We start from the raw sequence: 13,405 nt of genomic DNA on the forward strand, positions 1-13,405 counted from the left end.
GGCGGACTACCCGAGCCGCTCGTACACCAGGCGCTCGCCGACGCTGCCGGAGCGCCAGACGTCGTGGCACGCCTCTGCCATCGCGTCGAGCCCTTCGGTGATCGTGGCGTAGACGTTGCCCGGCACCCAGCCGATGTCCCCGTTGATCAGCAGGTTGTTGCGGCCGTAGAAGATGGCGAGGTCGATCGCGCCCTCGTCCTGGTCGATCCCCTGGTCGGTCTTGAACGCGGCGTCGAGAGCGCCGCCCGCGAAGTCGAACAGCACGACGTCACCCGGGATCGGCGTGACCGTGGGGTTCTCCCGGCCGATCTCGGCGAACCGGGGCACCATCGTGTACACCTCGTTGCGCGCGTACTTGGCGTGCTGCGCGTCGCCCGCGAGGGGGCCGGCCTCGAGGGCGCGCCACACCGCGGCGGTGGTGCGCGGCGCCTCCTTCTCCAGCAGCTCGGCCACGCAGGACACCCCGCGGCGGGCAAGGCTGATGCGGAGGAACTTCGACATAGGGCCGCTCCCGGCGTCATAGAAGTACCGCGGCGCCGCGGATTGTTGACAATAGTACGAGCGCTTCCTAGCGTGTCAATCCTCGCCCCCACTCGGGAAGGTCCCGTCGAATTGCCCGTTCCCGCTGGTCAACGTGCCGTTCCGACGATCGCGGTACTGCACGGTGACGACCGGCCGCCGGGCCTCGCGCTCGACGGCATGCGCCTCGCATCCGACGCCGCGTCCCTCGCCGAGGTGTTGCCCGGCACCGAGGTGCTCCTCGTCTGGGACTTCCTCTCCGACGCCGTGCGCGACGCCTGGCCCGCCGCCGACTCGCTGCGGTGGGTGCACACCGCGAGCGCGGGCGTCGACCGGCTGACCTTCCCCGGCCTGCTCGCGTCCGACGTGACGCTGACGAACTCCCGCGGCGTGTTCGACCGGCCCATGGCCGAGTACGTGCTAGGACTGGTACTCGCGATGGCCAAGGACCTCCCGGGCACGCTCGCCGCGCAGACGCGAGGCGAGTGGCACCACCGCGAGACCGAGCCGATCGCAGGCCGCCGCGTCGTGGTCGTCGGCGGCGGGCCGATCGGGCGCGCCATCGCGGGCCTGCTCGCCGCCGTCGGGATGGACGTGGAGCTGGTCGGGCGCCGCGACTTCGACGGCCTGCCCGGGCTCCTGCCGAGCGCCGACTGGCTCGTGCTCGCCGCCCCGCTCACCGACGCCACCCGCGGCATGCTCGACGCCGCCGCGCTCGCCCTGCTCCGCCCGTCGGCGCGGGTCATCAACGTGGGCCGCGGGGCGCTGGTCGTCGAGCCCGACCTCGTCGACGCGCTGCGCGAGGGGCGGATCGCGGGCGCTGCCCTGGACGTGTTCGCGCGCGAACCGCTCCCGGCCGACTCGCCGCTGTGGACCCAACCGGGCGTGATCGTCTCGCCGCACATGTCCGGTGACCTGATCGGCTGGCGGCAGGACCTCGTAGAAGTGTTCCGCGACAACCTCGCCCGCTACCGGGCCGGCGAGCCGCTGCGCAACGTCGTGGACAAGACGTTGGGCTACGTGACGACCGGAGGTAGGCCGTGACCGCCGACCTGACCGCGACCCAACTGCTCGCGGCCTACCGCACCGGCGAGCTCTCCCCCATCGAGGCCACGGAGGCGGCGCTGCAGCGGATCCGCCGGCACGACCCGGAGGTCAACGCGTTCTGCCTGGTGGACGCGGACGCCGCCCTCGGCTCGGCCAAGGAGTCCGAGGAGCGCTGGCGGCGCGGCGAACCGGCCGGGGCCCTCGACGGCGTGCCGATCTCCATCAAGGACATCCTGCTCACCCGCGGCTGGCCCACACTGCGCGGCTCGCACACGGTCGACCCGGTAGGCCCGTGGGACGTCGACGGCCCCCACGTGGCGCGCGTGCGCGAGCAGGGCGCCGTGCTGCTGGGCAAGACCACCACCCCGGAGCTGGGCTGGAAGGGGGTCACCGACAACCCGCTCACCGGCGTCACCCGCAACCCGTGGGACCCCAACCGCACGGCGGGCGGTTCCTCCGGCGGCAGCGCGGCGGCCGTCCTCTGCGGCATGGGGCCGCTGAGCCTCGGCACCGACGGCGGCGGTTCGGTGCGCATCCCGGCGGCCTTCACCGGCACCACCGCGCTGAAGCCCACCTACGGGCGGGTGCCGCACTACCCGCCGAGCCCGTTCGGCACCCTCGCCCACGTCGGCCCGATGACGCGGACCGCTGCCGACGCGGCGCTGCTGCTCGACGTCGTGTCCGGCACCGACTCCCGCGACCCGTGGGCGCTCGCCCCCACCGGCAGCGCAGTCGCCGCGCTGGACGCGGGCGTGGCCGGCCTGCGGATCGCCGTCAGCCCGACGCTCGGCCACGTCGACGTGCACCCCGAGGTGGCTGCGGCGTTCGCGGCGGCGGTGCGGGTGTTCGCCGAGCTCGGCGCCCACGTCGAGGAGGCGGATCCCGGTTTCACCGACCCGATCGAGGCGTTCGAGACCCTCTGGTTCAGCGGCGCCGCCAAGTCGATCGAGCACCTCGGGCCGCAGCAGCGCGCATCGATGGATCCCGGGCTGGTCGCGATCGCCGAACAGGGCGCCCGGGCGTCGGCGCTGGACTACCTCACGGCGATGGCCGTGCGCAACGAGCTCGGCACGCGCATGGGCGAGTTCCACACCCGCTACGACCTGCTGCTCACGCCCACGCTCCCGATCCCGGCGTTCGAGGCAGGAGTCGAGGTGCCGGCCGGCTGGCCCCACGAGCGCTGGACGACGTGGACGCCGTTCACCTACCCCTTCAACATGACCCAGCAGCCGGCCGCGAGCGTGCCGTGCGGGTTCGCGGAAGGGCTCCCGGTCGGCCTGCAGATCGTGGGTCCCCGCCACGCGGACAACGCGGTGCTGGCGGCCTCTCACGCGTTCCAGCAGGCGACGGACTGGCACCGGCGCCGCCCCTGATCCGACGAACGGCGCGTTCGTCGGTACCTATCCGACGAACGCGCCGTTCGTCGGAACGGGACCGGGCTTCCTCAGGTCGCGTCCGGGTCGACCGGGGGGACCTCGTTCTTCGCCAGCCGCTCCGGCGGGGGCGTGGGCTTCGTCAGGTTCGGCTTCGGCGGCGTGTAGCCGTTCGGCTTGGGCGGGTCGTCGTCGAAGAGCGTGCGCGCAACGGCCGTGCGCGGGTTGAAGTTCCGCAGGCCGCGCAGCTCCTCGAGGGGCTTGCGCAGCTCGTCGAACTCCGGGCCGAGCTCGCCGCGCAGCTGCTCACGGGCGCCGGTGGCGTACTCGCGCACCTGGCGGATTGCCCTGCCCGCCCACGCCGCCGCCGACGGCAACCGCTCCGGACCGAGGATGAACAGGCCGGCCACGATCAACACGAGGATCTCGCCCCAGCCGACGCTGTCGAACATGTGACCAGCCTAGTGTCAATCCGAGCCGAGAACGACCGACACCGTGAGCGGGCGGCCCTCGCGGATCAGCTGGACCGGCACCGTGTCACCGGGGTTGCGCTCCCGCACGGCGACGACCAGCTCGTCGGCACCGGCGATCGTGCGGTCGCCGACGCGGACGATCACGTCGCCCTCGGCGATGCCCGCGGCCTCCGCCGCGCCACCCTGCTGCACGTTCTGCACCTGGGCGCCGTCGGTGGTGCCGTCGCTGACCGAGCGGGCGTTGATGCCGATCTCGGCGTGGGTGACCGATCCGGTGCGGATCAGCTCCTCGGCGATGCCACGGGCGTCGTCGATCGGGATGGCGAAGCCGAGGCCGATCGAGCCTCCCTCGCCCATCCCGATACTGCGGATGGCGGTGTTGATGCCGACCACGGCTCCGGTGGAGTCGACGAGTGGCCCGCCGGAGTTGCCCGGGTTGATCGCCGCGTCGGTCTGGATCGCGTCGATCACGGCGTTGGTGTCGGTGCCGGACCCGTCGAGGCGCACCGGCCGGTTGACCGCGCTGACGATGCCCTGGGTGACGGTGCCGACCAGGCCCAGCGGGGAGCCGATCGCGATCACCCCGTCACCGACGACGAGCCCCGCCGACGACCCGAACGTGGCCACCACCGGGTTGGCGACCTCCACCTTCACGACCGCTAGGTCGGTCTTCGGGTCGCGCCCCACGATCTGGGCGGCGGCGCGCGTGCCGTCGTGGAAGATCGCCTCGATCTGGGCGCCGGTGACCTCCGCGGCTGGCGCGACCACGTGGTTGTTCGTGAGCACGTAGCCGGACGGGTCGATGACCACGCCCGAGCCGGTGCCGCCCTCGTCGCCCACCCGGATCTCGAACGAGACGACGGCGGGCACCGTGCGGGCCGCGATGTCGGCCACCGAGCCCGGCGGGCGCTCCCGCGCCGGCACGGTCTGGGTGATCGTGGGGTCCGGATCGGTGAGTCCGGCCGCTCCCTCGACGGTGAACCGGCCGAGCATGCCCCCGGCGGCGCCGATGAGCAGCGCAACCACGGCGAGCACCGCGAGGGCCCGCGGCTCGACGCGGCGACCGAAGAGCAACTCGCGCAGGCTGAGCCGGGCCCCCTCGCCGCGCACCGCCTCGCTCGTGCCCTTCGCGGCACCGGCCGGTGGCCCCAGCGCCGCTGCGCTGTCCGGGTCGCGCCACGGGTCGCGCTCCGCCTCGTCGTTCCAGAAGGCGTCCCCGTGCACCGCGCCGTTGCCGCTCCCGTTCTCCGCCGGACGCTGCAGCGACGGGGCGGACGGGTCGGGACGCCCGAACGCGCTGGCCAGCGCGGCGGGTGGCGGGGCGACGAGCGTGTGGTGCGAGGTGCCCTGCGCCGCGCCGTTGCGCTGCGCGGCGAAACCGCCGTCGACCCCGCCCGGACGGCCGAACACCGCTGCGGTCTCGGGGTCGACGGCGGGGCGCTCCAGCGGCCGCGGCCCGAGGCGCGGTGGTACCGCGTCGGTTTGGGCTGCGTCGACCTCGGCGGCGTCGGACTGCCGCGGGAACTCGACGGTGCGGTCCTCGCCAGGGCCCTCGGCGCCGTCTCCTCGCTCCGCCGAGCTCGGCTCGGCGGGGGTGCTGGGATCGCTCATCCCTCGACGGACTCCTGGAGAAGTGCGGACCGGACCCCGTCAGCGTGCATCAGGGCCGGTGAAGTCCGCGTAGCTCAGCGGGGCTCGTGACCCGCGGCACGGGGAGCCGAGGTGGGCGCCGACGACGGCGGCGCGCTGGTGGCCGCCGCGGGCTGCGGGGCCGGGACGAGCTGGAGGCGCGCGTCGACCGGGGTGGCGGTGCCGCCGAGGACGGGGCGGTGCAGCGGGTCGCTGTCGCCCGGTGCCGGTACCGCGGAGCCGGTCACAGCCGCAGGCACGGCGAAGGCGATGGCACCCGCGGCGAGGCCGGTGACGGCGACGCCGGTGCCGAGCCACATCCTGCGGTGCGTGCGATCGCTCTGCGGTGCCTCGGAGCGGCCGCGCGTTGCACGCTCGAAGCGCTCCGGGCGCAGCACGGAGACGAACTGGCCGTCGGGCGTGACCGCGAGCCCCGCGGGCGGAGCCGGGAGGTCGGCGTCCTGCGGGATCGAGCGCAGGCTCGACAGCAGGGAGGACGGGAGGCTGGGACAGTCTGCGGTGCGCAGCGCGGAGCGCGCCTGCCCCTGCGCGACGACCTGCGCGGCGCACTCGGGGCACTGGGCGAGGTGCTGGGTGGCCCTCAGGTGCGGGCCAGGGGCGAGCTCGTCGTCGACGAACGCGACGATGGCATCGGACGACAGGTGATCATGACCCCAATCGGGGGTGGTCACCGAAATGCGCCAACGCCCTGAACTCACCCGTGTACCTCCTCCAGCTCCGCTCGGCCGGCCACGCCCCTGCGGCGCTCGAGCGCGCTGCGCAGTGCGGCCCGGCCGCGGTGGATCCTGCTCCTCACCGTACCCAGCTTCACGCCGAGCGTGGCGCCGATCTCCTCGTAGGACAGGCCCTCGACGTCGCACAGCACGACCGCGGCGCGGAACTCCGGCGGCAGCTCGTCGAGCGCGGCCTGCAGCTGGGGGTCGAGGTGCGTGTCGGAGAACACCTGCTCCGGCTGCGGCCCGGTGCCGGGGAGCCGGTCGGTGTCCTCGGGCAGCGCCTCCATCCGGATGCGGGAGCGGCGACGCACCATGTCCAGGAACAGGTTCGTGGTGATGCGGTGCAGCCAGCCCTCGAACGTGCCCGGCTTGTAGGAGGCGAGGGACCGGAACACCCGGACGAACGTCTCCTGCGTGAGGTCTTCCGCGTCGTGCGGGTTGCCGGTGAGCCGGTAGGCGAGGCGGTAGACCCGGTCCGCGTGCTCGCGGACGACGTCGTCCCAGCTCGGCGGCGTCCACTCGGCCCCATCGCCGGGCAGCACGGCGCTGCTCGCGATCGCGGCTGAGCTGTCGCTCATGGTCGGGTCGCACCTCCTGCGGCGGGTCGTGCCTCTGGCCAACGGAGCGCCGGACCTCTGAGTTCCCGGTACTCCCCCCGGCCGACGACCCCGACCGTTGGAACATACGGTGCCCGACGCCGGTGAAACAGTGGTGAGAACCGGCTGAGAGGAGCCTGATAGATCGAGGCAAGTAGCCTTGCGCATCATGTGGGTGCCGGACGCCGCCACGGATCTGTGGGCGCTGCGCGACCACGTCGAATCCTATCTCGCCGAGGACGACGTGCTCGCGTCCGCACGGGCGGCCGCCGCACGCTCGGGCTGCGTCCCCGTCGGCCCCGATGCGGGCGCCGGCCTGCGGTTCCTCGCCGCCTCGATCGGCGCGCGGGCCGTGGTGGAGATCGGCACCGGCACCGGCGTGAGCGGGCTGTGGCTCCTGCGCGGCATGGCGCCCGGCGGCACCCTCACCTCGATCGACATCGACCCCGAGCACCAGCGCGCCGCCCGGGGTGTGTTCCTCGCCGCAGGCTACGGCCCGGCCAGCCTCCGGCTCATCAACGGGATGGCGCTCGAGGTGCTGCCCCGGCTCACCGACGCCGGCTACGACCTGGTGTTCGTCGACGCGAGCCCGCCCGACTACCCGCGCTACCTCGAAGAGGCCGTCCGCCTGCTGCGCGACGGCGGCATCGTGGTGTTCGCCGGCGTGCTCGGCGCGGGCGTGGTGGATCCCGGCGCGTCCGACGCGAGCACGGCGGGCCTGCGCGAGGTGGCCCGCCAGGTGCGGGACGACGACCGCCTGGTGCCGGTGCTGCTCCCGCTGGGTGACGGCCTCCTGGCCGCGCTCAAGCCCGCTCCCTGACCGGCCTCTGACACCGGCTCATGACCACGAGCCTCCGGCCCCTTCCGAGGCGATGATCAGCGTTTCGGCGCGAAACCCGACGCCTCCCGTCGGGAAACGCACCCATCTGGCGATCATGCCCGGGAGACACCGCCTCCTGGCGGCGCCGCGCGCCAAGAGGGCAGGCCCCCGGCCTGCCCCGACGCTTGCCCGGAGGGGCCGCAGAGGCTCACAGGTCAGGGGTCGCGAAGCGATCGCGAAGCGACGCCGAAGGCGCCCTTGAGCTGTGAGGGGCGGCCCCGCACGATGCGCGGCGCCGCCAGGAGGCCCACCCGCCCGCCCTACAGCTGGATCTACAGGGCAGTTGCGCCCTTGCCCAGCACGACGACGCCGCCCTGGCTCACCGTGTAGCGAGCGCGGTCCAGGCCGAGGTCGACGCCGACCAGCGCGCCGTCCGGGATCACGACGTTCTTGTCGAGGATCGCGCCGCGAACCACCGCGCCGCGCCCGACCGTGGTGCCGGGTAGCACCACCGAGTCGGAGACCTCAGCACCGGCGTCGATGCGGACGTTCGGGCTGATCACCGATCGGCGGACGATGGCGCCGGAGATGATCGTGCCTGCGCCGACGATCGAGTCCTGCGCGATCCCGCCCTCCACGAACTTGGCGGGCGGCAGCGGCGGCGTCGCGGTGCGGATGGGCCAGCGCTGGTTGTACAGGTTGAAGATCGGGTGCACCGACACGAGATCGGTGTGGGCCTCGTAGTACGCGTCGATCGTGCCGACGTCCCGCCAGTAGCCGGCGTCGCGGTCGGTGGCGCCGGGCACGACGTTGTCGGCGAAGTCGTACACGGCGGCGTCACCCTGCCCGACCAGGCGCGGGATGATGTCGCCACCCATGTCGTGGTCGGAGTCGCCGTCCTCGGCGTCGGCCCGCAAGGCCTCGAGCAGCACCTCGGTGGTGAAGACGTAGTTGCCCATCGAGGCGAACGTGACGTCCGGGTCGTCGGGCACCGACGGCGGGTCGGACGGCTTCTCCAGGAAGTCGATGATCCGGCCGCCGGGATCGGAGTTGATCACCCCGAACGCCTTGGCCTCCGCCCGCGGCACCCGGATGCCCGCGACGGTGACACCGGCACCGCTCTCGATGTGGCGGGCGATCATCTGGCCCGGGTCCATCCGGTAGACGTGGTCGGCGCCGAACACCGCGATGTAGTCGGGCCGCTCGTCGTAGACGAGGTTGAGGCTCTGGAAGATCGCGTCGGCGCTGCCGGTGTACCAGCGCCTGCCGAGCCGCTGCTGCGCCGGGACCGTGGTGATGTACTGCCCGAGCACGCTGGACAGCCGCCACGTGGTGGAGATGTGGCGGTCCAGGGAGTGCGACTTGTACTGCGTGAGCACGCAGATGCGGTGCATCCCGGCGTTGACCAGGTTGGACAGCACGAAGTCGATCAGGCGGTAGTTGCCGCCGAACGGCACGGCCGGCTTCGCGCGGTCGGCGGTGAGCGGCCAGAGCCTCTTGCCCTCACCGCCGGCGAGCACCACTCCCAGGACGTTGGCCCCGAGCGCGACCGGCGCGCTGGGGGAGGCAAGGGACGCCCGCGCCCCCGTCATGGCGTCGCCCCGATCCGGGCCGGACCTACCGGCAGCGTCGTCACAAGTTCCGACCCTAGTGCCCAATCGGAGGACCGGGCCAGCGGAAGCGCGGGTAACACGTGTGATCCGCACGCCCCGCGCCGCCCGCGGATGGCCTACCGTTCGCCCGTGCGCATCGGCCTGCTCACCCGCGAGTACCCCCCGGACGTCTACGGCGGGGCCGGCGTGCACGTCGAGTACCTGGCTCCGGCGCTGCGCGAGCTGGTGGACGTCGACGTGCACTGCTTCGGCGAACCGCGGCAGGTGCCGGACACCTACGCCCACCAGCCGCCGCCGTCGCTCCGGGAGGCGAACCCGGCGCTGCAGACGCTCGGCGCGGACCTGTCGATGGTTGCCGCGCTCGGCGGGGTCGACCTCGCCCACTCCCACACCTGGTACGCGAACATGGCGGGGCACCTGGCGAAGGTGCTGCACGGGATACCGCACGTCGTCACCGCGCACTCGCTCGAACCGCGCAGGCCGTGGAAGGCCGAGCAGCTCGGCGGCGGGTACCGGCTCTCGTCGTGGGTGGAGCGCACCGCGTACGAGGCGGCGGACGCCGTGATCGCGGTGAGCGCAGGCATGCGCCGAGACGTACTGGAGTGCTACCCGGCCCTGGACACCGCCCGCGTCCACGTCGTGCACAACGGGATCGATACCGCCTTCTACCAGCCGGATCCGGCGCGGGACGCCGTTCGCGCCGCCGGCATCGACCCGGACCGTCCGAGCGTGGTCTTCGTCGGGCGGATCACCCGGCAGAAGGGGCTGTCCCACCTGATCGCGGCGGCCCACCACATCGACCGGGACGCGCAGATCGTCCTGTGCGCGGGCGCCCCGGACACCCCGGAGATCGCCGCCGAGACCGAGGCCGCCGTCGCCGAGCTCAGCGCCGCCCGCTCCGGCGTGGTGTGGGTGCGCGGCATGCTGCCCACCACGGCCGTGCGCCAGATCCTCTCCGCCGCCACCGTGTTCGTCTGCCCGTCGGTCTACGAGCCGCTCGGCATCGTCAACCTCGAGGCCATGGCGTGCGGCACCGCGGTGGTGGCCTCCGACGTCGGCGGGATCCCCGAGGTCGTCGCCGACGACGAGACCGGGCTGCTCGCCCACTTCGACGAGCACGAGGTGGACGCGTTCCGCGCCGATCTCGCCGAGGCCGTGAACGCGCTGCTCGCCGACCCGGACCGCGCCGCGGCGATGGGCGAGGCGGGGCGGGCGCGGGCGGAGCGGGAGTTCAGCTGGCAGCAGGCGGCCGCCCGGACCGTGGAGATCTACCGGGCGCTCGCCTGAGACCGGGCCCGGACGCGGGCGCGGTGGGCCGCCACCGCGGAGCGGTTGGCGCAGGCCGACGAGCAGTAGCGGCGCGCGGCGTTGCGCGAGGTGTCGGCGAACACCTTCGCGCAGCCGTCCGCCGCACAGCGGCCGTGGCGGGTGACGCCGTACTCGGACACGAGCATCGCCAGCGCGAACGCGGTGGTGGCCCGGATCCGGTCGACGAGCCCGGCCTCCGGGGGCGTGTAGTGCAGGTGCCAGCCCTCGCCGTCGTGGTTGGTGAGGTGCGGCTCGATCCGGACGTCGACGAGCAGGGCGTTGACCGCGGCAGCCGCCTCGTCGTCGCTGGTGACGTCGAAGACGGTGCGTAGCCGCCGGGCCCAGGCCCGCAGCGCCGGCTCGACGCTGTCCGGGGCATCGATGGCGCGGTACGAGTGCGCGACCAGCACCGCCCGCAGCTGGTCGGGCACCCGGCCCTCGGGGTCCTCGATCACGCTGTTCACCAGGTCGACGGCGGCGCCGAGGGCGTCGCTGCGGTAACCGATGAAGTCCATTGGGTTATTACTACCACAGGCCTCCCATGTAAGATGTGAAGCGACGACGGTTATTACCGAGGGGAGGCGCGACCATGCGGTGCGCGCGCTGTGGGTGGCCGAGCGAGGAGGCGACGGTGCTGTCGACGCACCACACCTCGCAGGGATGGGTGCGGTACCGACGGTGCGTGTGCGGGGACGTCACGATCCAGCTCGTGACGCTCGGCCAGGCCGCGGGCACGCAGGTGGAGCCGGTGCGCGAACCGGCGGAGAGCGCGCTCTAGCGCGGCGCTCGTACGAGGCCTCCCAGCGGCATCGCGCACGCTTCAGGCCCGCTCCCACCAGGCCTTCAGTGGCGCCACGCATCGTCCAGGCCAACCTCCACCAGGCCTTCGGTGGCGCCGCGCATCGTGCGGGGCCGCTTCGCGGGCAGGCCCACGAGCCTGCCCCTTTCGGCGCGCGGCACCACCGAAGGCAGGCCTCCCCACCATGATCAAGGCTTCGGCGCGAAAACGGCCGAACAAGCCGGAAATGCGCCGAACCGCCGATCTTGGAGCGGGACCAGGTCGCGGGCCAGGCTGATCGGCCCGAGGAGCACGCCAGGGTCGCGGGCGAGGCCGTTGTGTACTGCTCGGGGCTGACCCGCACCGTTCTCGGCCCACGCTGCCCGTCGACCGGCAGCGTGGACCGACGAGGAATGCGAGAGCACCAACCCGGTGCGCGAAGGCAACCAGATGCCCGATACCGGCCTCCTGGCGGCGCCGCGCACCAAGAGGGCAGGCCCCTGGCCTGCCCGCACTGCTTGCCCTCAGGGGCCGCAGAGGCTCGCAGGTCAAGGGTCGCGAAGCGATCGCGGAGCGACGCCGCAGACGCCCTTGAGCTGTGAGGAGCGGCCCGCACAATGCGCGGCGCCGCCAGGAGGCCCTGGAAAGGCAGACCTTGTGACAGGAGGCCCCTCGCGTCCCACCCAAAGCCGAACGGCACCGACGGGCGGCGGGTGCCGTCCGTCGGTGCCGTTGGTAGGTACCGACTGCCCCGGAGCAGGGGCGGGTGCGCTCAGCCGGAGGCGGCCTTGAGAGCGTCGCCGAGGTCGCTGGCTTCCTCTGCGGACATCTCGACGACCAGGCGGCCGCCACCCTCGAGGGGGACGCGCATCACGATGCCCCGACCCTCCTTGGTCACCTCCAGGGGACCATCGCCGGTCCGGGGCTTCATCGCCGCCATCTCCTGCCTCCTCCGTCGTCGTTAGTGGCCAGAGCCGTTGGCATCGCGGGTTTCGTGCCGCTGCGCGGGCGTAGCGCGCGGCGAGGATGCTGGGAACATCTTTCCTCATCCAACGGACAGGGGTGCAACCGGAGCGATCAACCAGGCAGGTCGTTCACCCTCTGCAATCAGGGTGTCGCTGCCCGCCAGCAGTCTGCGACGTGATCGTCCACCAGCCCCGCGGCCTGCATCAGCGCGTAGCACGTGGTGGGGCCGACGAAGCGGAGACCGTGCCGCTTGAGGGCGCGGGCCATCGCCACCGACTCGGGGGTGGTGGCCGGTACGTCGGCGAGCGTGGCCGGTCGCGGACGGGCGGCCGGGTGGGGCGCGAACGACCAGAGCAGCTCGTCGAGCGGCTCGTCGAGCGCCAGCACACGGCGGGCGTTGTGGATCGTGGCCTCGATCTTCGCCCGGTTGCGCACGATCCCGGCGTCGCCCATCAGCCGCTGCACGTCGGAGTCGTCGAAGGCGGCCACCGCGGCGGGGTCGAACCCGGCGAAGGCGGCGCGGAACGCCGGACGTTTGCGCAGGATGACCAGCCAGGACAGCCCGGACTGGAACCCTTCGAGGCACAACCGCTCGAACATCGCGGTTACCCCGTGTAGCGGGCGGCCCCACTCGTCGTCGTGGTACGCGACGTACTCGGGCGCGGAACCGGCCCAGCCGCAGCGGGCTCGATCGTCGGTGTCGATCTCAGGCACGCGATTGGTATACAGCCTCGCACCGACGCTTCATGCGCCGCAGCGAGAACGCCACCCCGGCCCGGAACGCCGGCCGCACCAGCGGCCAGCCGAGCGCACCGACCCGCCCGAGCGGGAGGTCGAGCAGCTCCGACCACAGGAACCGGGCGCGCTCCGGCCCGAGGGGCAGCACCTCGAACACACCCTCCCCGCGCACCACCTTCCCGAGGTGGCGCACCACGCACCGCCGCGGCGGCGTCCACTCGACGACCTCCATGCGGTCGGTCACCCCGAGCGGGCCGACGCCGGTGACCGCCTCGAGGGTGGCCCCGAGCCGCCTGCCGTCGCCTCCGCTCGTGGGCCGGACGCGGGTGCCGAGCATCCACTCCCCCTGGTTCGCCCAGTCGGTCACCACGTCCCAGAGCACCTCGGCGGGCGCCGCCACGTCCACGGGTTCGGTGAGCTCGATCCGTGTCACAGTTCGCCCTCCGCTCGCACCCCGTCGGCGGGCGCAGCTGCCGCGAGCGCCGACTCCAGCTCGGCCACCTTCGCGAGCAGGCCGTCCCGCTGCGCGCCCGCACGGTCGAGCTGGTCGGCGAGCCGGTCGAGCACCCAGTCCACCTCGTCCATCCGGTAGCCGCGCAGCGCCTGCTGGAAACGCAGCTCCCGCACGTCGTCGCCGTCGATCTCACCCGCGGGCAACCGGGTGGGCGTAGCGCCCGGCGGCAGTGGCGCCAACTCCTCGCCCCGCCCGAACACGAGCGCGGCCAGGCCGAACAACGCGGCCCCGACTGCCGCGACGACCAAGAGGTAGATCAGCGCGGTCCCCACCCCGCCGATCCCATCACGCGCG

16 protein-coding genes are annotated in these 13,405 nt (G+C 73.2%); 5 read left to right on the forward strand and 11 right to left on the reverse strand.

The annotated features are described in order from the left end of the window. Nucleotides 1-6: 6 nt before the first annotated feature. On the reverse strand, nt 7-501 hold the full coding sequence (locus FB388_RS29230) for a DUF3830 family protein (RefSeq protein WP_142105322.1): 495 nt from the start codon (nt 499-501) through the stop codon (nt 7-9). Between the two features lie 198 nt (nt 502-699). Here FB388_RS29230 and FB388_RS29235 point away from each other — a divergent pair, with 198 nt between their 5' ends. Together FB388_RS29235 and FB388_RS29240 are read left to right on the forward strand one after the other, a co-directional pair. Then, the gene (locus FB388_RS29235; protein WP_142106370.1) at nt 700-1,563 is read left to right on the forward strand and encodes a D-2-hydroxyacid dehydrogenase; all 864 of its coding nucleotides are present in this window, start codon (nt 700-702) and stop codon (nt 1,561-1,563) included. Continuing rightward, nucleotides 1,560-2,939 (forward strand): amidase, encoded by a 1,380-nt coding sequence (locus tag FB388_RS29240; protein ID WP_142105323.1) that lies wholly within the window; start codon nt 1,560-1,562, stop codon nt 2,937-2,939. The genes FB388_RS29235 and FB388_RS29240 overlap by 4 nt, the downstream gene beginning before the upstream one ends. A gap of 71 nt (nt 2,940-3,010) precedes the next feature. Here FB388_RS29240 and tatB read toward each other — a convergent pair whose 3' ends face one another. From tatB to sigE, 4 genes are all read right to left on the reverse strand, one after another. Then, the gene (gene tatB, locus FB388_RS29245; protein WP_142105324.1) at nt 3,011-3,391 is read right to left on the reverse strand and encodes a Sec-independent protein translocase protein TatB; all 381 of its coding nucleotides are present in this window, start codon (nt 3,389-3,391) and stop codon (nt 3,011-3,013) included. 15 nt (nt 3,392-3,406) lie between these two features. Continuing rightward, nucleotides 3,407-5,023 (reverse strand): S1C family serine protease, encoded by a 1,617-nt coding sequence (locus tag FB388_RS29250; RefSeq protein ID WP_142105325.1) that lies wholly within the window; start codon nt 5,021-5,023, stop codon nt 3,407-3,409. A gap of 74 nt (nt 5,024-5,097) precedes the next feature. Further along, nucleotides 5,098-5,733, reverse strand: coding sequence for an anti-sigma factor family protein (locus FB388_RS40955; protein WP_170225878.1), 636 nt, complete (start codon nt 5,731-5,733; stop codon nt 5,098-5,100). Between the two features lie 23 nt (nt 5,734-5,756). After that, nucleotides 5,757-6,356: an RNA polymerase sigma factor SigE gene (gene sigE, locus FB388_RS29260; protein WP_142105327.1), complete on the reverse strand. Its 600-nt coding sequence runs from the start codon at nt 6,354-6,356 to the stop codon at nt 5,757-5,759. A 187-nt stretch (nt 6,357-6,543) separates the two neighbouring features. Between sigE and FB388_RS29265 the strand changes: the two genes are divergently transcribed. Further along, nucleotides 6,544-7,194: an O-methyltransferase gene (locus FB388_RS29265; protein WP_142105328.1), complete on the forward strand. Its 651-nt coding sequence runs from the start codon at nt 6,544-6,546 to the stop codon at nt 7,192-7,194. A 332-nt stretch (nt 7,195-7,526) separates the two neighbouring features. On the opposite strand, the gene glgC is transcribed toward FB388_RS29265, so the two are convergent. Next, the gene (gene glgC, locus FB388_RS29270; RefSeq protein WP_142105329.1) at nt 7,527-8,786 is read right to left on the reverse strand and encodes a glucose-1-phosphate adenylyltransferase; all 1,260 of its coding nucleotides are present in this window, start codon (nt 8,784-8,786) and stop codon (nt 7,527-7,529) included. 150 nt (nt 8,787-8,936) lie between these two features. Here glgC and glgA point away from each other — a divergent pair, with 150 nt between their 5' ends. After that, a complete protein-coding gene (glgA, locus tag FB388_RS29275) occupies nt 8,937-10,094 on the forward strand; it encodes a glycogen synthase (RefSeq protein ID WP_142105330.1) in 1,158 nt (385 codons plus the stop codon). Here glgA and FB388_RS29280 read toward each other — a convergent pair. Next, entirely contained in the window at nt 10,076-10,630 is a 555-nt protein-coding gene (locus FB388_RS29280; protein WP_142105331.1) for a CGNR zinc finger domain-containing protein, read from the reverse strand. The genes glgA and FB388_RS29280 overlap by 19 nt on opposite strands. 116 nt (nt 10,631-10,746) lie before the next feature. On the opposite strand from FB388_RS29280, the gene FB388_RS39675 reads away from it, so the two are divergent. Beyond that, a complete protein-coding gene (locus FB388_RS39675) occupies nt 10,747-10,893 on the forward strand; it encodes a hypothetical protein (RefSeq protein WP_170225880.1) in 147 nt (48 codons plus the stop codon). Nucleotides 10,894-11,665: 772 nt separating this feature from the next. On the opposite strand, the gene FB388_RS29285 is transcribed toward FB388_RS39675, so the two are convergent. The 4 genes from FB388_RS29285 to FB388_RS29300 form a co-directional block, all read right to left on the reverse strand. After that, nucleotides 11,666-11,833, reverse strand: a complete 168-nt coding sequence (locus FB388_RS29285; RefSeq protein WP_084211001.1) for a DUF3117 domain-containing protein — start codon at nt 11,831-11,833, stop codon at nt 11,666-11,668. A 167-nt stretch (nt 11,834-12,000) separates the two neighbouring features. Continuing rightward, nucleotides 12,001-12,573 (reverse strand): DNA-3-methyladenine glycosylase I, encoded by a 573-nt coding sequence (locus FB388_RS29290; protein ID WP_142105332.1) that lies wholly within the window; start codon nt 12,571-12,573, stop codon nt 12,001-12,003. Then, a complete protein-coding gene (locus FB388_RS29295; protein ID WP_142105333.1) occupies nt 12,566-13,030 on the reverse strand; it encodes an SRPBCC family protein in 465 nt (154 codons plus the stop codon). Before FB388_RS29295 ends, FB388_RS29290 begins: the two co-directional genes overlap by 8 nt. After that, the gene (locus FB388_RS29300; RefSeq protein WP_142105334.1) at nt 13,027-13,383 is read right to left on the reverse strand and encodes a DivIVA domain-containing protein; all 357 of its coding nucleotides are present in this window, start codon (nt 13,381-13,383) and stop codon (nt 13,027-13,029) included. Before FB388_RS29300 ends, FB388_RS29295 begins: the two co-directional genes overlap by 4 nt. Nucleotides 13,384-13,405: the final 22 nt, after the last annotated feature.

Origin of the sequence: Pseudonocardia cypriaca, assembly GCF_006717045.1 — a bacterium.
Classification (GTDB): Bacteria; Actinomycetota; Actinomycetes; order Mycobacteriales; family Pseudonocardiaceae; genus Pseudonocardia; species Pseudonocardia cypriaca.